We start from the raw sequence: 17,128 nt of genomic DNA, 5'->3' as shown, positions 1-17,128 counted from the left end.
ACCCGCCACCATGACGCACCCCACCCCCGCCTCGTCGGACCGCTCGCACGACGGCCGGCCCCGCAAGCAGATCCACCTGGGCGCCCACTTCCCGGGCGTCAACAACACGACCGTGTGGAGCGACCCGGCCTCGCGCAGCCAGATCGAGTTCAGCTCGTTCGAGCACCTCGCGCGCCGGGCCGAGGCCGCGAAGCTCGACTTCTTCTTCCTCGCCGAAGGCCTGCGGCTGCGCGAGCACAAGGGGCAGATCCACGACCTCGACGTCGTCGGCCGCCCCGACACGCTCCCGGTCCTGGCCGCGCTCGCCGCGGTCACCGATCGCCTGGGCCTCGCGGGCACGGTCAACACGACGTTCAACGAGCCCTACGAGCTGGCCCGCCAGTTCGCGACGCTCGACCTCCTGTCCGGGGGGCGTGCAGCCTGGAACCTGGTCACGAGCCCCGACGCCTTCACGGGAGCGAACTTCCGCCGCGGCGGCTTCCTGCCCTACGAGGAACGGTACGAGCGCGCGGGCGAGCTCGTCGCCCTGGCCCGGCAGCTGTGGGACTCGTGGGACGGCGAGGCCGTGGACGAGGACGAGCTCGTGCGGACGGGGTCCGTGCGTCCGTTCGCGCACCAGGGCAAGCACTTCGACGTGTCCGGCCGGTTCGAGACCCCGCGCGGGCCTCAGGGGCACCCCGTCCTGTTCCAGGCGGGCGACTCTGCCGACGGGCGCGACTTCGCGGCGGCGACGGCCGACGTCGTCTTCTCGGCGCACTCCGCGTTCGAGGACGGTCAGGCGTTCTACGCCGACGTGAAGTCCCGCCTCGCGGCCCACGGTCGCGACCGCGACTCGCTCAAGATCCTCCCCGCGACGGTCGTCGTCCTGGGGGACACGGCCGAGGAGGCCGCCGAGCGTGCGCGGGAGATCCGGCTCCAGCAGGTCCCGGGTCGGACGGCGATCGCGTTCCTCGAGCAGGTCTGGGGGCGGGACCTCACGGCGTACGACCCCGAGGGGCCGCTGCCCGACGTCGAGCCCGACCTCGACCACCTGAACATCACGCGCGGCCGCGTCCGGCACATCAAGGATCCGGCGCCCGTCGTCAAGGCGTGGCGCGAGAAGGCCGCAGCCAACGGCTGGTCCATCCGGGACCTCGTGATCGAGGTGTCCGGCCGCGGCGGGTTCGTCGGCACGGCCCAGCAGGTCGCCGACGACATCGACCGCCACGTGCAGGAGGACGCGTCGGACGGCTTCATCCTCGTGCCGCACCTGACGCCCACGGGCCTCGACGACGTGCTCGACCAGGTCGTGCCGCTGCTCCAGGAACGCGGCTCGTTCCGCACCGAGTACACGGGCACGACGCTCCGCGACCACCTCGGGCTCTCGCGCCCCGAGGTGGGTGCGGGGACCACCGCGAGCGCCGCGTCCGCCGCCCCGTCGCGCTGACCCGGCTCGACAGCCCGACCACCTGCCCGACCACCGCCCGACCACCAGCCCGACCACCGCCCGACCACCAGCCCCGAAGGAGCATCATGACGACGAGCACCACGTCCCCGGCAGGCGTCACCACGCGCGGCCGCCACACGGCGTCCGCACCCACGGGCACGCCCGTCGAGCCGTCCGGCGGCTCGGCGCCGAGTGCCGCCGCGGCCGTGTGGTCGGCGTGGCACGCCGAGCGCGAGCGCACCCTGCGCGAGCAGCACGGCTGGCTCACCCTCACGTCGCTGCACTGGGTCCCGGAGTCCCCGACGTCCTTCCCGGGCCTGCCCGGCGAGTGGTGGTCGGACGCGGACGGCGTGCACCTGCGCGCCGCGGCGGCCGACGCGATCGTCCCGGCCGGCGGCCAGGACGCGCTGCGCGGCACGCACGTCCAGGACGTCGCGGAGGGTGCGTCGACGTTCGTCGCGACCTTCGTGCCCGACGGCGCCGACCCGGCTTCTCCGGTCGCGGTCGAGCTCGTGCGGCGCACCGGGCGCTACGGGCTGCGCGTGCGTGACCCCCGGGCCCGCACCCGGGTCACGTTCGAGGGTGTCCCGACCTTCGCCTACGACCCGTCGTGGGTCCTCGACGCACCTGTCCGCTGGTACGACGAGCCGGTCGCGGAGGTCGTGGGCGGCGCGCAGCCCGGACTGGAGCACCACGTGCAGGTCGTGGGCGAGGTCGACGTCACGCGCGACGGCCTGACGACGACCCTGCGGCTCACGGGCACGCCGGGCGGTGGCGCGAGCCTGCTGTTCACCGACCCGGCCCCCGGCGTCGCAGACTGGCGTGTGCTGTTCGTCGACCGCGCCGCAGCCTCCGACAAGGCCGAGGCGACCGACGAGGTCGAGGTGTCCGAGGACGAGCGCGCGGCCGGGCAGGACGCCGCCCGGACGCTGCGGCTCGACCTGAACCGCACGCTCAACCTGCCCTACGCGTTCACCGACTTCGGCACGTGCCCGCGTCCGGTCGAGGGCAACGTCCTGCCGTTCTCGGTCGAGGCGGGGGAGAAGGTGCCGCGATGAGCGCGCCCACGACGGCGGTCACGATCCGCTCCGTGCACCTGCACGACCCTCTCGTGCGCCCGCTGCTCGACGAGCTCGCGCACGAGTACGCCTCGCGCTACCGCAGCCTCCTCGACGAGGACGACCTGCGCGCCGAGATGGAGCACTACCCGGCGGCCGACTTCGCGGCCCCGCACGGCGACCTCGTGCTGCTCCTCGCGGACGGCGAGCCGGTCGCGGGTGGTGCGTTCCGCCGTCGGGCAGAACCCGAGGTCGGCGAGCCCGCGCGCCGGACCCGGCCCGGCTCCGGGCCCCACGCGCAGGGTGCCACGCACTCCGACGACGGCGTCCCCCTCGTCGCGACCGCCGAGCTCAAGCGCATCTGGACCCACTCGGCCCACCGGCGGCGCGGGCTCGCCCGACAGGTCCTCGGCGAGCTCGAGCACCGCGCGGCCGAGCGAGGCTACCCCCGGATCTACCTGACGACCGGGCCGCGCCAGCCCGAGGCCGCAGGCCTGTACCTCAGCGCGGGATACACCCCGCTGTTCGACGTGACGCGCGACCCCGAGGAGATCGGCCCTCTGGCGTTCGAGAAGTGGCTCTGTCCGCACGTGTCAGAACCGGCGTGACCCCGAGGTCACGCTCGCTCTGACACGGCAGGTCCAGCCCACTCCCACCGCCCTTCTCCCACCGAGGTCCACCATGAGCACCCTCTCCCTCCCGCAGGACGAGTCGCGCCAGCTCGCCCCACCCCCCGGGTCCCTGCCCGACCCACCGGGCGCCACCGCCACCACCGACCGGTCCGTCGTCGACGGGCCCACCACTCCCGACGAGGCCACCCCGCGCTGGGAGGACCTCAAGGTCGTCCCCGCTCGACACCCGGGCCGGTGGGTCGCGACCGCGTTCGTCGCGGTCCTGCTCGCGATGGTCGTCAGCTCGCTCGTGACCAACCCCAAGTGGGAGTGGTCGGTCGTCGCGCAGTACCTGACGTGGCCCTCGGTCCTGGGCGGGCTGTGGGGGACCATCCGGTTGACGGCGGTCGCCGCGGTCATCGGGTTCGGGCTCGGGACGGTCCTCGCGCTCATGCGCCTGTCCCGGTCGCCGCTGCTCCAGGCCGTGTCGTCGGCGTACACGTGGGTGTTCCGCTCGGTGCCGCTGATCCTGCAGCTCCTGCTCTGGTACAACCTGGCCTACCTGTACCCGACGCTCTCGCTCGGCATCCCGTTCGGCCCCGGGTTCCTGGAGTTCGGGACGCTCGACGTGATCGACAAGTTCGGTGCCGCGATCCTGGGCCTGGGCCTGTCGCAGGCCGCCTACTCCTCGGAGATCGTGCGCGCCGGGATCCTCTCGGTCGACCAGGGCCAGCACGAGGCCGCGGCCTCCCTGGGCATCCCACGCTCGCGCCAGACGCTGCGCATCGTGCTGCCGCAGGCCATGCGGACCATCGTGCCGACGTCGGTCAACGAGATCATCGGCCTCGTCAAGGGGACCTCGGTCGTGTACGTCCTCGCGTACGGCGAGCTGTTCTACACGATCGGCGTCATCTACGGCCGCAACCAGCGCGTTGTCCCGCTGCTCATGGTCGCGGCCATCTGGTACCTCATCATCACGACGGTCCTGACGATCGCGCAGTACTACGTCGAGCGGCACTACGCCAAGGGCGCCGTCCGCACGCTGCCCCCGACCCCGGTCCAGCGTGTCCGGTGGACGCTCCAGGTCGCGTGGTCCCGGATCACCGGACGCCCCGCGCCCGCCCACCTGCCCCCCGCCTACGCGGCGCGCGCCGCCGTCGGGCGCGGTCACCTGACCCGCACCGGGGCGACCGACCGCCACCCCGGAGGTGCCGCATGACCGCCACGACCACCCGTCCCGCGGCCGAACCGGCCAGCCCGGCCGCGACGCCCCTGGGCCTCGTCGAGGTCCGCGGCGTCCACAAGTCCTACGGCACGCTCGAGGTGCTCGCGGGCATCGACCTCGTGGTCCGCCCGGGCGAGGTGAACGTGATCCTCGGCCCGTCCGGCTCGGGGAAGTCGACGCTGCTGCGCGTCATCAACCACCTGGAGAAGGTCGACCGCGGGTTCGTCGCGGTCGACGGCGACCTCATCGGGTACTCCCGCCGGGGAGACACGCTGCGCGAGCTCAAGGAGAAGGACATCCTCGTCCAGCGGACCCGGATCGGGTTCGTGTTCCAGAGCTTCAACCTCTTCCCGCACCTCACGGCCCTCGAGAACGTCGTCGAGGCGCCCGTCTCGGCACAGGGCCGACCGCGCGCCGAGGTCGAGGTCGAGGCGCGCGAGCTCCTGGCCCGGGTCGGCCTCGCCGACAAGGTCGACGCCCGCCCGCGCCAGCTCTCGGGCGGCCAGCAGCAGCGCGTGGCGATCGCCCGCGCGCTCGCGACCCGGCCCCGCGTCCTGCTCTTCGACGAACCGACGTCGGCGCTCGACCCCGAGCTCGTCGGCGAGGTGCTCGACGTCATCAAGGACCTCGCGCACGGCGGCACGACCATGGTCGTCGTCACGCACGAGATCGGCTTCGCCCGTGAGGTCGCCGACACGGTCGTCTTCATGGACGCGGGCCGCATCGTCGAGCAGGGACCGCCCGCCCAGGTCCTCGACGCGCCCCTCCACGACCGGACCAAGGCCTTCCTCGACAAGGTCCTGTGACGCCACGGCACGTCTGCTGCCCGGTCCGCGTCACCCGCCCCACCGCACTCCCACCCACCACGAAAGAGAACACGATGTCCCTGCACACCTCCGGCGCGCCCGCCCGCTCCTCCGCGGCGTCCCGCACCGGCCGCCGCCCCGCCCGTCTCTCCCACCGCGCGGTCGCCGCCGTCGCGACCCTTCCCCTCCTCGCGCTGCTCGCGGCGTGCGCGACGAACGCCGACGCCGAGCCCGGCACGGCGGACAACGAGAAGGCCGCGGAGGCCGCCGGTCTCGTGATCGACACCTCCCCCGACCAGGAGTTCATCCACACGACCGAGTCGCCCGAGGCGATCGCGCTCCTGCCCGAGGACGTCAAGGCCGCAGGGGTCCTCAAGGTCTCCACGACCGCGGGCGGGCTGCCGCCCCTGGGGTTCCTCGCGGACGACGACAAGACGCCCATCGGCAACGAGCCCAACATCGCGGTCCTCGTCGCGGACGCCCTGGGTCTCGACCTCGAGCTCGAGGTCAAGGCGTGGGCCGACTGGCCGCTCGCGCTGCAGTCCGGGGACGTCGACGCCGTGATCTCGAACGTCACCGTGACGGAGGAGCGCAAGGAGCTGTACGACTTCTCGTCCTACCGCAACGACCAGCTCGGCTGGCTCTCGGGCGCGTCGAACGACAAGGTGCCCGCGATCAAGGAGGCCAAGGACATCGCGGGCCTCACGGTGGGCGTCGGGTCGGGCACCAACCAGGAGAAGATCCTGCTCGCCTGGAACGAGGAGAACGTCGCCGCAGGCCTCGACCCCGTCGAGGGCGGGGAGCCCGAGTACTACGAGGACTACAAGGACGCGCTGCTCGCGGTCGCCTCGGGTCGCCTCGACGTGTACGTCGGGCCCAACGCGAGCCTCGCGTACAGCGCCGCGACCGCGCCCGACCAGTACAAGGTCGTGGGAACGCTCAACGGCGGCTGGCCCGCGACGGCGCAGATCGCGGTCGCGACCCTCAAGGGCAGCGAGCTCGCCCCGGCCGTCACGGCGGCGATCAACCACGCGATCGAGGACGGCAGCTACGCCAAGCTCCTCGAGCACTGGGGCCTGGAGGACGAGGCGATCGCCGCCTCGGAGACCAACCCGCCCGGGCTGCCCAAGCCCTGACCGGACGGCCGCCCGGCCTGCGGGGCTCCTCCTGGGACCCGCGGGCCGGCGGCACCGGCCACCTTCTGTGAGCACCGGCCCACCGTCCGTGGGTGCCGGACCACCCCGAGAGAGGCAGCCAGCATGACCGAGCACGTGTCGCACGTCGTCGTCGGCGGCGGCGTCATGGGGTCTGCCGCGGCGTGGCAGCTCGCGCGCGCAGGGCACGACGTCGTCCTGCTCGAACGTTTCGAGCCCGGCCACGCGAACGGCGCCTCGCACGGCGCGTCGCGCATCTACCGCACGACGTACTCCCAGCCCGCGTACCTCGACCTCGCGCAGGAGGCGTTCGGCCTGTGGCGCGAGCTCGAGCGTGACGCCGGCCTGCGCGCGGACGCGGTCCTCACGCTGACGGGAGGTGTGAGCCACGGTGTCCCGCGGCGCACCGAGATCGGGGACGCCTTCGCCGCGCGGGGCATCCCGCACGAGTGGCTGCGCCCCGAGGAGGCCGCCGACCGCTGGCCGGGCCTGCGTTTCGAGGGCGACGTCCTGCACGAGACCGCGACGGCCGGGCGCGTCCACGCCGACCGCGCGGTCGCAGCCTTCCAGTCCGCGGCCCGCGCGCACGGTGCCGACGTCCGCCACGGCGTGCACGTCCGCCACGTCCACCCGGGTCCGGGCTCGGTGCGTGTCGTCACGGACCGGGGGGACCTGGTCGCAGGCACGGTCGTGGTCGCCGTGGGTGCGTGGAGCGCGGGCCTGCTGGGGGAGGCGTTCCCCGAGCCCGACGGCGCCGCGCCCCTCCCGTCCCTCGTCGTCACCCAGGAGCAGCCCGCCCACTTCGCGCTCGCCCCGGGTGCGCCGGCGGAGGGCACCTGGCCGGCGTTCACGCACGCCCCCGCCGAGCCGCACGCGTGGCCCAGCGGCGTCTACGGGCTCGCGACCCCGGGGGAGGGGATCAAGGTCGGGTTCCACGGCGTCGGCCCCCGCACGGACCCCGACCGGCGGACCTTCCGTCCCGAGCCGGGGCAGCTCGCCCAGCTCCAGGACTACGTCCGGACGTGGGTGCCGGGCGCCGACGCCGACCGGTTCGTGCCCGTCTCGTGCACGTACACCACGACCCCGGACCACGACTTCGTGCTCGACCGCGTGGGCCGCGTCGTGATCGCCGCGGGGTTCTCGGGGCACGGGTTCAAGTTCGCGCCGTCGATCGGGCGCGTCCTGGCCGAGCTGGCGCGCGAGGACCCGGACGCGTCGCCCGAGGCCGCAGACCGCCTGTTCTCCCTGGCCCGTTTCGCGCGAGGACCCGTGGCGCAGGTCCCCGGCCGGGCGGGCTGACCGGCAGACCGCCTGCGACACCCACCACCTCGATCCGCTCCGACCCATCGAAAGGCCACCATGTCGACCACGACCGACCTTGCCGCCCTCGCCGAGACCACGCCCGCCGACCCCGCTCCCTCCGAGGCCGCACCCGCGGAGGCCTCGCCCCTGACCGAGCGCTACGGCCCCGACCAGTCCGTCCCCCTCGCTCCGCCCACCGCGGCGATCGACGGGATCCTGCGGCACCGCACGGTACGCGCCTACCTGCCCGACCCGCTCGACGAGACGGTCCTGCCGACGCTCGTCGCGGCCGCGCAGTCCGCCCCGACGTCGTCCAACATGCAGTTCTGGAGCGTCGTCGCGGTCACCGACCTGGAGCGCAAGGACCGGCTCGCGGCGCTCGCGGGCGGTCAGGAGCACATCCGGCAGGCACCGCTCCTGCTCGTGTGGGTCGCGGACCTGGCGCGTGCCCGCGCGATCGGCGCGGCGCACGGCACCTCGCTCGAGGGGACCGACTACCTGGACTCGACGGTCGTGGCGTTCGTCGACGCGGCGCTCGCCGCGCAGAACGCCGTCGTCGCCGCGGAGTCGCTGGGGCTCGGGACCGTGTACATCGGCGCGCTGCGCCACCACCCCGAGCAGGTCGCGGGCGAGCTCGGCCTGCCCGAGGGCACCGTCGCGGTGGTGGGCCTCGTCGTCGGGCACCCGGACCCCGCGGGAGGCGAGCGGGTCAAGCCGCGCCTGCCGCAGGCCGCCGTGCTGCACCAGGAGACCTACGACCTCGACGCCCAGGCCGAGCACGTCGACGCCTACGAGGACGTCATCGCGCCGTTCTACCGCGACGAGGGCCTCACGGAGAGCTGGCGGCGCCGCGTGGTCGACCGGCTCGCGATCCCCGGCCCCCAGCGCGGGCACGCGCACCTGCACTCGGCGCTCGCGGCCCGCGGCCTGCCGTCCCGCTGACCCGTCTCTCGTCCCGCACCCAGCGCCCCCACCGACTCGCAGAGGACCTTCCGATGACCACCTCCGACCAGCCGACCGTCCCTCAGTCCTCGCCCCCGACCCGGGTCCCGCTGTCGATCCTCGACCTCGCCGTCGTGAGCGAGGGGTCGACGGGGGCGCAGGCACTGCGCGACACCCTCGACACCGCGGTCCGGGCGGACGCCCTCGGCTACCGCCGCATCTGGTTCGCCGAGCACCACCTGTCGCCCGGCGTCGCGTCGGCGTCCCCCGCGGTCCTCGCGGCCCTCGTCGCGGAGCGCACGTCGCGCATCCGCGTCGGGTCGGGGGCCGTGCTGCTGAGCACGACGAGCCCGCTGATCGCGGCCGAGCAGTTCGGGACCGTCGCGGCCCTGCACCCGGGGCGTGTGGACCTGGGCCTGGGCCGGGCCTTCACCCCGCCCCCCGCGAAGGGCGGGAAGAGCGCGAGTGGCGAGGCTCCGCCGTCGGGCACGGGAGAGGCACCGGCCGCACCGCCGGTCCCGCCCGCCCCCGCCCGGCCGGCCGGGACGCGCGTGGTCGACGGGCTCCTGGTCCCCGCCGCGCCGGGCGTCGACTTCTCCGACTCGGCGCTGCGTGAGCGGCTGCTCGCACAGAAGGAGGTCGTGGGCGCGAGCCGGACCCCGGGGGAGTTCCGTGCTGAGCTCGAGCTGGTCCTCGGGCTGCGCGCCGGGACGTTCACCGACGGCGCGGGCACCGGGTGGACGAGCCCTCCCGTCGAGGGTGCGGCGTTCGACCTGTTCGTCCTCGCGTCGAGCGGTGGGGTCAGCGCACGTGTCGCGGGCGAGCTCGGCCTGCCGCTCGCCGCGAACTACCACGTGGGCCCGTCCGCGACGCTCGACACGATCGCGGCGTACCGGGCGGCGTTCCGCCCGGGCGTGCTCGACCGCCCGTACGTCGTGGTCTCGGCCGACGTCCTCGTCGCGGACACCGACGACGAGGCCCGCCGGATCGGCGAGCCGTTCACGGCCTGGGTCCTGTCGATCCGTCGCGGGGCCGGCGGCGCGATCGCCTACCCGGCGCCCGGCACGTCGCCGGCGTGGGAGGACCTGTCGGACGCCGACCGGGCCGCGGTCCAGGACCGGGTCGACACGCGGTTCGTCGGGTCGCCCGAGACCGTCGTCGAACGCCTCGAGACCCTGGCGCGCGTGACCGCGGCCGACGAGATCGTCGTCACGACCGCCGCCCACGACCCCGCCGACCGGGCCCGCTCGTTCGACCTGCTTGCCCGGCACTGGGGCCTGCTGCCGACCGACGCGGCCCGGCCGGGCGTCGCGGCCGCCCGCGAACCCGCCCTCGCGAGGTAGAGGACGCCACCCCTCTGCCTCGGCACCCGCCACCCACCACACCCAGGAGACGACATGACCCAGCCCCAGCCCCTCCTCACCCCGGCCAGCGACGCGGGAGCCCGCGTCGCCGACGGGGCCTTCCTGATCGACGTCCGCAGCGAGGGCGGCCGCGCGACCGCCGGCACGATCCCCGGCGCCACGGTCACCGACCGCGACGACCTCGACGCGATCTTCGGCTCCGCCTCCGCCCCTGCGGTGTCGCTCGACACCCCGGTCGTCGTGGTCTGCGGCTCCGAGCGGGGCTCGGGCCCCGTCGCCGAGGCCCTCGCGGCACGCGGCTACACGAACGTCACGCACGTCGAGGGCGGCTTCCCCGCCTGGCGCGACGCGGGACTCCCGGCCGAGCCGGGGACGGGAGCGGCGCCGTCGGGCCCGCACGAGCCCGTCCGGCAGCGCGCATGAGCGCCCCCACCACGTCGCGCCCGCGCGCGGACAGCCCGCCCGACGGCGCCGCTCGCCCGGGCGAGCACACCCACCGGGGAGCGGGGTCGCCCCGGGAGGGGGCCGGGGTGACCGTGCGGCTCGTGACCCCCGCCGAGCACGAGGCCGTCGCCGACCTGCTCGACGCGGCGTACGGGCACGAGTACTCGATCTCGGACTCGTACCGGGCCGTGCTGCGCGACGTCGCGAGCCGCGCGGCCGAGCACGACGTGTGGGTCGCGGTCGACGACGAGACCGGCGCGCTGCTCGGGACGGTCGCGACGCCGCTGCCCGGCCGACACATCTCGCCCCTGGCCCTCGACGGCGAGCTCGACTTCCGGCTGCTCGGCGTCGCGCCCGCTGCCCGGGGGCGGGGGATCGGGGCCGCGCTCACGCGGCACGTCCTCGACGTGGCCCGCGCCCAGGGGGTGCAGCGGGTCGTCATGAACTCCGGCCCGCAGATGACCCGCGCGCACCGGCTCTACGAGGCGCTCGGGTTCCGGCGCCTGCCCGAGCGCGAGACCCGCGTGATCGAGGGGGAGGGCGGCGGCCGGCTGCACGCGTACGGCCTCGACCTCACCCCGGCGCCGGCCCCGCCACCCCCGCCACCCCTGCTGCCGAGGTAGACCCCCCGGCGCGAGGTAGACCCCTGGGCGCACACACGCGGGTCTACCTCGCGCGGACGGGTCTACCTCGGCATCAGGCCACCCATCGAACGACCCCACCACCCCACCACGGAGAACACCATGCCCGTCGAGTTCCTCGGCATCGCCACCACGAGCGACGCCTCCGAGACCACCGCCCGCACGACCGCCCCCTTCGACAAGCAGTACCTCGAGCGCCTCGTGCGCGCCCACGAGGACAACGGCTGGACCCGCGTCCTGTTCGCCTACGGGTCGAGCGGCCCCGAGCCGTCGGCGCTCGCGGCCTGGACCGCGGCCCGCCTCGACACGGTCGAGCTGCTGCTGGCGCACCGCCCCAACGTCTCCTACCCGACGTTCGCAGCCAAGTCCTTCGCGACGCTCGACCAGCTCTCCGAAGGGCGGCTGTCGGTCCACTTCATCACGGGCGGCAACGACCACGAGCAGGGGCGAGAGGGAGACACCCTGACCAAGGACGAGCGCTACGCCCGCACCCACGAGTACATCCAGATCGTCAAGAGGGCGTGGTCGAGCGCCGATCCGTTCGACCACCACGGGACGTTCTACGACCTCGACGACTTCGTGCTGGACGCCAAGCCCTTCGAGGGGCGCACGCCGACCATCTCGTTCGGCGGCTCCTCCGACGCGGCGTTCCGGGTCGGTGCGGCCGAGGCCGACATCTACGCGGTGTGGGGCGAGCCGCTGGACCGCACGGCCGAGCAGATCCAGCGCGTACATGCCGAGGCCGCTGCCGCCGGTCGGCAGACGCCGCCGCGCATCCACGCCGCGTTCCGCCCGATCATCGGAGCCACCGAGGAGCTCGCCTGGGAGAAGGCCCACCGCGTGCTCGACCGGATCGAGGAGCGCAAGGCCGCGGCCGGGGGCGTGCTGAGCCGTCGCCACCCGATCGACAAGCCCGAGAACGCGGGCTCGCAGCGCCTCCTGGAGATCGCGGCGCAGGGCGACCGGTACGACACGGCCCTGTGGACCGCGACGGCGAGGGCCACCGGGGGAGCGGGCAACTCGAACGCGCTCGTCGGGACGCCCGAGACCGTCGCGCAGGCCCTGCTCGCGTACTACGACCTGGGCGTCCGCATCATCTCGGCTCGTGGCTACGACCTGCTCGACGACGCGACCGACTTCGGCCGCTACGTCATCCCGATCGTGCGCGAGGAGGTCGCCAAGCGCGACGCCGAGGCCGCGCAGACCCAGGCGGCCTGAACCCCGCTCCCCACTCTCCACCCCCTCCGCGAGGTAGAGGGCTCTGGTCGAGGTAGAGGTCCGGAGCCCTCTACCTCGACGCCAACCCTCTACCTCGGCACCGTCCCCCACCCCAGAAGGAGCCCCCACCGTGCGTTTTCAGGTCCTCGACATCGTCTTCAACCCGCCGCATCCCGTCACGGGCGAGGCGGTCCCCGCGGCCGACCGGCTCGAGCGGGTCGTCGAGACAGCGGTCCTGGCGGAGGAGCTCGGCCTCGACGCGTTCGCGGTCGGGGAGCGGCACGCGGGGGACGTGCTGTCCTCGGCGCCGACGGTGATCCTCGGGGCGATCGCCGCCCGGACGTCGCGCATCCTGCTGAGCACGGGCGTGACGGTGCTGTCCCTGCTCGACCCGATCCGCGTCGCCGAGGACTACGCGACGATCGACCAGCTCAGCCGGGGTCGGTTCGAGATGGTCATCGGCAAGGGCAACGAGGCCCTCCAGTACCCGCTGCTGGGCCTCGACCTCGCGAAGCAGTACGAGTACCTCGAGGAGAACTACGAGCTGCTCCGTCTGCTCCTGAGCGGCGAGGAGGTCGACTGGGAGGGCCGCCACCGCCCGGACCTGCGAGGCGCCACGACCCTGCCCCGCCCGTACGACGGCGCGTTCCGGATCTGGCACGGGTCCGCGACCTCGCGGTTCGCGGTCGAGCTCGCCGCGAGGTGGGGCGACCCGATCGTGAGCGCCAACGCGCTCCAGCCCCGCGAGAGCTACCAGGTGCTGATCGACCACTACCGCGAGCAGTACGCGGCCGCAGGGCACGACCCGGCGTACGGTTTCGTCGGGTCGGGGTCCGGCGGGCTGTTCCTCGCCGACACCACCGAGCAGGCGATCGAGGAGTTCCGGCCCATCTACGAGGGCGCGGTCGCGCGCGCGGACCTGCGCAAGCACGACCCGTCCGCGGTCGGCAAGGTCACGAGCTTCCGGACCATCGAGGAGGCCGTCGAGCGCGGCCCCGCCCTCGTGGGTTCTCCCGAGCGCGTGGCCGAGAAGATCCTCGACTACCACCAGAGCTACGGGCACGACCTCCAGTCGGTCTCGATCAACCACCTCCTGGAGCCCGCCCGGCAGGACGACGTGCTGCGCCGGTTCGCGGAGGAGGTCGTGCCGCTGGTCAGGGCCGAGGTCAAGACCGACCTCTGGGGGCCCGCCGACGCCCGCCGGGCCAAGGGGTTCACGGCGCGGTAGGCCCGACGGGCGAGCCTGCGAGGGGCCGGCCGGGCAGGGCCGCCACCCTGGCGGAGCGTTCCCGCTCGGCCTAGGCTGGAAGTGTCCGGCAGGCCCTCGCGTGCGCCGGGCACGGGCACGGAAGAAGGCTCCGACGATGTGGCTCCTCGTGATCTCCGGCGCGGTGGGCGCGGCCCTGGTCGCCGCCATCGCCTGGTTCATGGTGCGCGTCGACCGGCCCTCCGCGGATGCCCTGCCACCGCTCGGACCGCACCGGACCACCCTGCGGGAGCGGCGCCGTCGGGCACCCGATCCTCTCGTGGCGCTCGCGCTCCAGATCCGCCTCGGGCGGCTCGCCGACGAGCTGCGCGCGGTCGAGGCCGACCCGGACGTCTACGCCCGCGCCCACCACTACCTCGCGGCGCAGGGTGCGTACGACGCGCTGCTGCGCGAGGCGTGCCGGCTCAGCGGGCTCGACGTCGAGGCCGCCCCGCTGCGTGCGGGCCTGCGCAGCGACGAGGACGAGCGGCTGCGCGAGGAGCTCGAGCTCAGCGCGCGCGGGTGGAGCTGGTGACCCGGCAGCACGGGTGAGGGGCCCGACGGCGGCGCGCTCCGCCGTCGGGCCCCGGTCCGTGCGGCTCAGAGAGCCGAGTGGTCCCCGATCCGGTGGTACGACCGGTCGTGGTAGACCAGCGGTGTCGCGTCCGCCCGGGTCCCCGACGCGAGCGCGCGCAGCGAGACCAGGTAGCTGTCGCCCACCGGCGTGCGCTGGATGATGCGGCCGCGCACCCACGACAGCGCGCCGTCGATCACGGGTTCCCCGGACTCGAGGGGAGACCAGCCGCCAGCCGCGAAGCGGTCGATCCCGCTCGTCGCGAAGCGCGCCGACACGTCGTCCTGGTCGGCGCTGAGGAAGTTGACCGTGACCGTGCGGGCCGCCGAGATCGCGGGCCACGACGACGACGTCGACGCGAGCGAGAACGCGAGCAGTGGCGGCGCGGCCGAGACCGAGATGACCGACGTCGCCGTGAAGCCCACGGGGCGGCCCTCGTGCTCGAGCGCGACGACCGCGACACCCGCGGGGTGCTGCCGGAACACGGCCTTGTAGGCGTCGGCGCTGAGCTGCGGCTCGTCCTGCTCGTGGAGCAGGGCCTCGAGCCCGGCGAGTCCGGCGACGTCGGAGCGGGTCGTGGGTTCGGCGGTCATCGGGTCACCTCGGCGAGCTCGGGGGCGGTCCGGTGGGTGGTCTCCTGCCCGACGGCGGCGCTCGCCGCCCGCAGCAAGGGCCCTCCCGCGTGGTCGAGCCAGGCGTCGACGGTGCTCGTGAGATCGGCCTCGCCCAGCCGGGAGTCCAGGAGGGTGAGCGTGCGCGCGGGGACCGTCGCGCCGAGCTCGACGAGGAGCGGGCGCAGGTGCACCTCGCCCGCGAGAGCGTGCGCGGGGTTGCCCGACACCACGACCGGGACGGCCACGACCCCGGCCAGGCCGTCGGGGCCGTAGAGGTCGAGGAACGCCTTGAGCAGCCCGGTGTACGAGCCCTTGTAGACGGGCGTCGCGACGACCAGGACCGCGGCGCTCGCGGCGATGTCCCGCGCGGTGTCGGCGCGCGGGTGCTCGGGGGCGAGGATCTCGGTGGCGATCTCGGCGAGGTCGATCGTGGCCGGGGTCGGGTCGGCCGGGGCGAGGCCCAGGTGGTCGGCGACGCGGGCCGCGACCGTCCGGGCGGCGGTCAAGGTCCGTGAACCGGGCCGCGGGTTGCCGACCAGGGTTACCACGGCCGGTCGTGGGTCGTCGGTCTGCGTCGGGCGGGGTGCTGCGGGGTGCTGGGTCATCGCTTCCTCACTGTCGTCGTGCTGCACGCTTGCCGCGTCGTGCCGGCGCGGCCAGGTCATCTCCCGGAGCACCCCGTCGTGAAGGGGTTGCTGACCAGCGAGCCGGGGCTTCGCGCTGGTGCTCGTGACCTCTGGGTAGGGGTATAGACCTGGAGGGGCGAATCTGCACCGATCAGGTCGAGAATTCTCAGAGGGTGGACGGAGGTTTCCGGAGGTGGGACCTCGAACTGTTGCCCCGAGCAAGGGCGGCGTCCCAGGTCATGAGCCTGGCGTCTCCCAGAGTGGGACGGGAGTACGGCGATGTTTACGAGTACGTAACCTGGTGCGGTTCAAAGCCCGCCCTGCCGAGGAGCACTCCATGGATAGTCGTCTGCAGTCCGTCTTCGACGAGGTCCTCGCCCGCAACCCTGGTGAGGTCGAGTTCCACCAGGCGGTTCGCGAGGTCTTCGACTCGCTCGGGCCGGTGCTCCAGAAGAACCCCCAGTACGTCGACGCCGCCGTGCTCGAGCGCATCTGCGAGCCCGAGCGCCAGATCATCTTCCGCGTGCCGTGGGTCGACGACCAGAACCACGTCCAGATCAACCGCGGCTTCCGCGTCGAGTTCAACTCGGCCCTCGGCCCGTTCAAGGGCGGCCTCCGCTTCCACCCCTCGGTGTACCTCGGGATCGTCAAGTTCCTCGGGTTCGAGCAGATCTTCAAGAACTCGCTCACCGGCATGCCCATCGGCGGCGGCAAGGGCGGCTCGGACTTCGACCCGCGCGGCAAGTCCGACGGCGAGGTCATGCGCTTCTGCCAGTCGTTCATGACCGAGCTCTACCGCCACATCGGCGAGTACACGGACGTCCCCGCGGGCGACATCGGCGTGGGCGGCCGCGAGATCGGCTACCTGTTCGGTCAGTACAAGCGCATCACGAACCGCTACGAGTCCGGCGTCCTCACGGGCAAGGGCATCAGCTGGGGCGGATCCCTCGTGCGTACCGAGGCCACGGGCTTCGGCACGGTGTTCTTCGCCGACCACATGCTGCGCACCAAGGGCCAGACCTTCGACGGCCAGCGCGTCGTCGTCTCCGGCTCGGGGAACGTCGCGACCTACGCGATCCAGAAGGCTCAGCAGCTCGGCGCGAACGTCGTGTCCTTCTCCGACTCGTCGGGCTACGTGGTCGACGAGGCCGGCGTGGACGTCGACCTGCTCCGCCAGATCAAGGAGGTCGAGCGCGGGCGCGTGGCCGACTACGTCGAGCGTCGCCCCGGGGCACGCCTCGTGACGGGCGGCAGCATCTGGGACGTCCCCGCGACGGTCGCGCTGCCGTGCGCCACCCAGAACGAGCTGAGCGAGCAGGACGCGAAGCAGCTCGTCGCGAACGGCGTCGTCGCGGTCGCGGAGGGCGCCAACATGCCCACGACCCCGGGCGCGGTCTCGCTCCTGCAGGACGCCGGCGTGCTCTTCGCCCCCGGCAAGGCGGCGAACGCGGGCGGCGTCGCGACCTCGGCCCTCGAGATGCAGCAGAACGCCTCACGGGACGCATGGACGTTCGAGTACACCGAGGAGCGCCTCGCGCACATCATGGAGGGCATCCACTCGCGCTGCGAGGAGACCGCCGACGAGTACGGCGCACCGGGCAACTACGTCCTGGGCGCGAACATCGCGGGCTTCACCAAGGTCGCCGACGCGATGATCTCGCTGGGCGTCATCTGACGGACCATGGGTCCCTGGGTCCCTGGGTCCCTGGGTCCCTGGGTCCCTGGGTCCCTGGGTCCCTGGGCGGCCCGGCCGACCGACGGGAGCGGTGCGCCCCGTGCGCCTCGCGGTGCGCGGAGGGCGCCGCTCCCGTCGTCGTTCCGGGAGGTCGGGGCTTCTCGGCGCTTCTCGGGCGCACGGGGCACGGGCGCACGGGGCG

The 17,128-nt window shown here is 73.9% G+C and carries 17 protein-coding genes and 1 riboswitch; of the genes, 15 read left to right on the top strand and 2 right to left on the bottom strand.

The window, feature by feature from the left end:
- Window positions 1–10 precede the first annotated feature (10 nt).
- The 14 genes from WFH32_RS07130 to WFH32_RS07065 all read left to right on the top strand — a co-directional run bounded on the left by WFH32_RS07130 (window position 11) and on the right by WFH32_RS07065 (window position 13,972).
- Window positions 11–1,426, top strand: coding sequence for an NtaA/DmoA family FMN-dependent monooxygenase (locus tag WFH32_RS07130; protein WP_191795510.1), 1,416 nt, complete (start codon window positions 11–13; stop codon window positions 1,424–1,426).
- An 86-nt stretch (window positions 1,427–1,512) separates the two neighbouring features.
- Window positions 1,513–2,484, top strand: a complete 972-nt coding sequence (locus WFH32_RS07125; RefSeq protein WP_191795509.1) for a DUF1684 domain-containing protein — start codon at window positions 1,513–1,515, stop codon at window positions 2,482–2,484.
- Window positions 2,481–3,092 carry a GNAT family N-acetyltransferase gene (locus WFH32_RS07120; protein WP_191795508.1) on the top strand — a complete coding sequence of 204 codons (612 nt, stop codon included), beginning with the start codon at window positions 2,481–2,483 and terminating at the stop codon, window positions 3,090–3,092. The genes WFH32_RS07125 and WFH32_RS07120 overlap by 4 nt, the downstream gene beginning before the upstream one ends.
- A gap of 73 nt (window positions 3,093–3,165) precedes the next feature.
- Window positions 3,166–4,314 (top strand): amino acid ABC transporter permease, encoded by a 1,149-nt coding sequence (locus WFH32_RS07115; protein WP_191795507.1) that lies wholly within the window; start codon window positions 3,166–3,168, stop codon window positions 4,312–4,314.
- A complete protein-coding gene (locus tag WFH32_RS07110; RefSeq protein WP_336706701.1) occupies window positions 4,311–5,126 on the top strand; it encodes an amino acid ABC transporter ATP-binding protein in 816 nt (271 codons plus the stop codon). The genes WFH32_RS07115 and WFH32_RS07110 overlap by 4 nt, the downstream gene beginning before the upstream one ends.
- Window positions 5,127–5,200: 74 nt before the next feature.
- Window positions 5,201–6,262: an ABC transporter substrate-binding protein gene (locus WFH32_RS07105; RefSeq protein ID WP_191795505.1), complete on the top strand. Its 1,062-nt coding sequence runs from the start codon at window positions 5,201–5,203 to the stop codon at window positions 6,260–6,262.
- Window positions 6,263–6,385: 123 nt separating this feature from the next.
- Window positions 6,386–7,579, top strand: coding sequence for an FAD-dependent oxidoreductase (locus WFH32_RS07100; protein WP_336706700.1), 1,194 nt, complete (start codon window positions 6,386–6,388; stop codon window positions 7,577–7,579).
- A 60-nt stretch (window positions 7,580–7,639) separates the two neighbouring features.
- Window positions 7,640–8,524, top strand: coding sequence for an NADPH-dependent oxidoreductase (locus tag WFH32_RS07095; RefSeq protein ID WP_191795503.1), 885 nt, complete (start codon window positions 7,640–7,642; stop codon window positions 8,522–8,524).
- Between the two features lie 53 nt (window positions 8,525–8,577).
- Window positions 8,578–9,867: an LLM class flavin-dependent oxidoreductase gene (locus tag WFH32_RS07090; protein WP_336706699.1), complete on the top strand. Its 1,290-nt coding sequence runs from the start codon at window positions 8,578–8,580 to the stop codon at window positions 9,865–9,867.
- Between the two features lie 54 nt (window positions 9,868–9,921).
- On the top strand, window positions 9,922–10,311 hold the full coding sequence (locus WFH32_RS07085) for a rhodanese-like domain-containing protein (protein ID WP_191795501.1): 390 nt from the start codon (window positions 9,922–9,924) through the stop codon (window positions 10,309–10,311).
- Window positions 10,308–10,955, top strand: coding sequence for a GNAT family N-acetyltransferase (locus WFH32_RS07080; protein ID WP_336706698.1), 648 nt, complete (start codon window positions 10,308–10,310; stop codon window positions 10,953–10,955). The genes WFH32_RS07085 and WFH32_RS07080 overlap by 4 nt, the downstream gene beginning before the upstream one ends.
- A 120-nt stretch (window positions 10,956–11,075) precedes the next feature.
- Window positions 11,076–12,191, top strand: coding sequence for an LLM class flavin-dependent oxidoreductase (locus tag WFH32_RS07075; RefSeq protein ID WP_336706697.1), 1,116 nt, complete (start codon window positions 11,076–11,078; stop codon window positions 12,189–12,191).
- Between the two features lie 130 nt (window positions 12,192–12,321).
- Window positions 12,322–13,419, top strand: a complete 1,098-nt coding sequence (locus WFH32_RS07070) for an LLM class flavin-dependent oxidoreductase (protein WP_191795498.1) — start codon at window positions 12,322–12,324, stop codon at window positions 13,417–13,419.
- A 136-nt stretch (window positions 13,420–13,555) separates the two neighbouring features.
- Complete coding sequence (locus WFH32_RS07065; RefSeq protein WP_225227835.1) at window positions 13,556–13,972, top strand: hypothetical protein; 417 nt, start codon at window positions 13,556–13,558, stop codon at window positions 13,970–13,972.
- A 65-nt stretch (window positions 13,973–14,037) separates the two neighbouring features.
- On the opposite strand, the gene WFH32_RS07060 is transcribed toward WFH32_RS07065, so the two are convergent.
- Both WFH32_RS07060 and WFH32_RS07055 read right to left on the bottom strand, forming a co-directional pair.
- Window positions 14,038–14,604 carry a flavin reductase family protein gene (locus WFH32_RS07060; protein WP_191795497.1) on the bottom strand — a complete coding sequence of 189 codons (567 nt, stop codon included), beginning with the start codon at window positions 14,602–14,604 and terminating at the stop codon, window positions 14,038–14,040.
- Window positions 14,601–15,230 carry an NADPH-dependent FMN reductase gene (locus WFH32_RS07055; RefSeq protein WP_191795496.1) on the bottom strand — a complete coding sequence of 210 codons (630 nt, stop codon included), beginning with the start codon at window positions 15,228–15,230 and terminating at the stop codon, window positions 14,601–14,603. The genes WFH32_RS07060 and WFH32_RS07055 overlap by 4 nt, the downstream gene beginning before the upstream one ends.
- A 20-nt stretch (window positions 15,231–15,250) precedes the next feature.
- Window positions 15,251–15,360: riboswitch (SAM riboswitch) on the bottom strand.
- Window positions 15,361–15,588: 228 nt separating this feature from the next.
- Here WFH32_RS07055 and gdhA point away from each other — a divergent pair.
- Window positions 15,589–16,926 carry an NADP-specific glutamate dehydrogenase gene (gdhA, locus tag WFH32_RS07050; RefSeq protein ID WP_191795495.1) on the top strand — a complete coding sequence of 446 codons (1,338 nt, stop codon included), beginning with the start codon at window positions 15,589–15,591 and terminating at the stop codon, window positions 16,924–16,926.
- Window positions 16,927–17,128: the final 202 nt, after the last annotated feature.

This window comes from Oerskovia sp. USHLN155, assembly GCF_037145535.1.
In the GTDB taxonomy this organism is placed as follows: Bacteria; Actinomycetota; Actinomycetes; order Actinomycetales; family Cellulomonadaceae; genus Oerskovia; species Oerskovia rustica.
Note: the sequence above shows the minus strand (reverse complement) of the source record. Positions and strands in the feature narration are given on the sequence as shown.

Excerpts from the sequence above, each read along its gene's own strand:
- WFH32_RS07080 (WP_336706698.1), top strand. The coding sequence starts at position 10,308 with ATGAGCGCCCCCACCACGTCGCGCCCGCGCGCGGACAGCCCGCCCGAC.
- WFH32_RS07085 (WP_191795501.1), top strand. The coding sequence starts at position 9,922 with ATGACCCAGCCCCAGCCCCTCCTCACCCCGGCCAGCGACGCGGGAGCC.
- gdhA (WP_191795495.1), top strand. The coding sequence starts at position 15,589 with ATGGATAGTCGTCTGCAGTCCGTCTTCGACGAGGTCCTCGCCCGCAAC.
- WFH32_RS07130 (WP_191795510.1), top strand. The coding sequence starts at position 11 with ATGACGCACCCCACCCCCGCCTCGTCGGACCGCTCGCACGACGGCCGG.
- WFH32_RS07120 (WP_191795508.1), top strand. The coding sequence starts at position 2,481 with ATGAGCGCGCCCACGACGGCGGTCACGATCCGCTCCGTGCACCTGCAC.
- WFH32_RS07065 (WP_225227835.1), top strand. The coding sequence starts at position 13,556 with ATGTGGCTCCTCGTGATCTCCGGCGCGGTGGGCGCGGCCCTGGTCGCC.
- WFH32_RS07060 (WP_191795497.1), bottom strand. The coding sequence starts at position 14,604 with ATGACCGCCGAACCCACGACCCGCTCCGACGTCGCCGGACTCGCCGGG.
- WFH32_RS07115 (WP_191795507.1), top strand. The coding sequence starts at position 3,166 with ATGAGCACCCTCTCCCTCCCGCAGGACGAGTCGCGCCAGCTCGCCCCA.
- WFH32_RS07100 (WP_336706700.1), top strand. The coding sequence starts at position 6,386 with ATGACCGAGCACGTGTCGCACGTCGTCGTCGGCGGCGGCGTCATGGGG.
- WFH32_RS07090 (WP_336706699.1), top strand. The coding sequence starts at position 8,578 with ATGACCACCTCCGACCAGCCGACCGTCCCTCAGTCCTCGCCCCCGACC.
- WFH32_RS07055 (WP_191795496.1), bottom strand. The coding sequence starts at position 15,230 with ATGACCCAGCACCCCGCAGCACCCCGCCCGACGCAGACCGACGACCCA.
- WFH32_RS07125 (WP_191795509.1), top strand. The coding sequence starts at position 1,513 with ATGACGACGAGCACCACGTCCCCGGCAGGCGTCACCACGCGCGGCCGC.
- WFH32_RS07110 (WP_336706701.1), top strand. The coding sequence starts at position 4,311 with ATGACCGCCACGACCACCCGTCCCGCGGCCGAACCGGCCAGCCCGGCC.
- WFH32_RS07095 (WP_191795503.1), top strand. The coding sequence starts at position 7,640 with ATGTCGACCACGACCGACCTTGCCGCCCTCGCCGAGACCACGCCCGCC.
- WFH32_RS07105 (WP_191795505.1), top strand. The coding sequence starts at position 5,201 with ATGTCCCTGCACACCTCCGGCGCGCCCGCCCGCTCCTCCGCGGCGTCC.
- WFH32_RS07075 (WP_336706697.1), top strand. The coding sequence starts at position 11,076 with ATGCCCGTCGAGTTCCTCGGCATCGCCACCACGAGCGACGCCTCCGAG.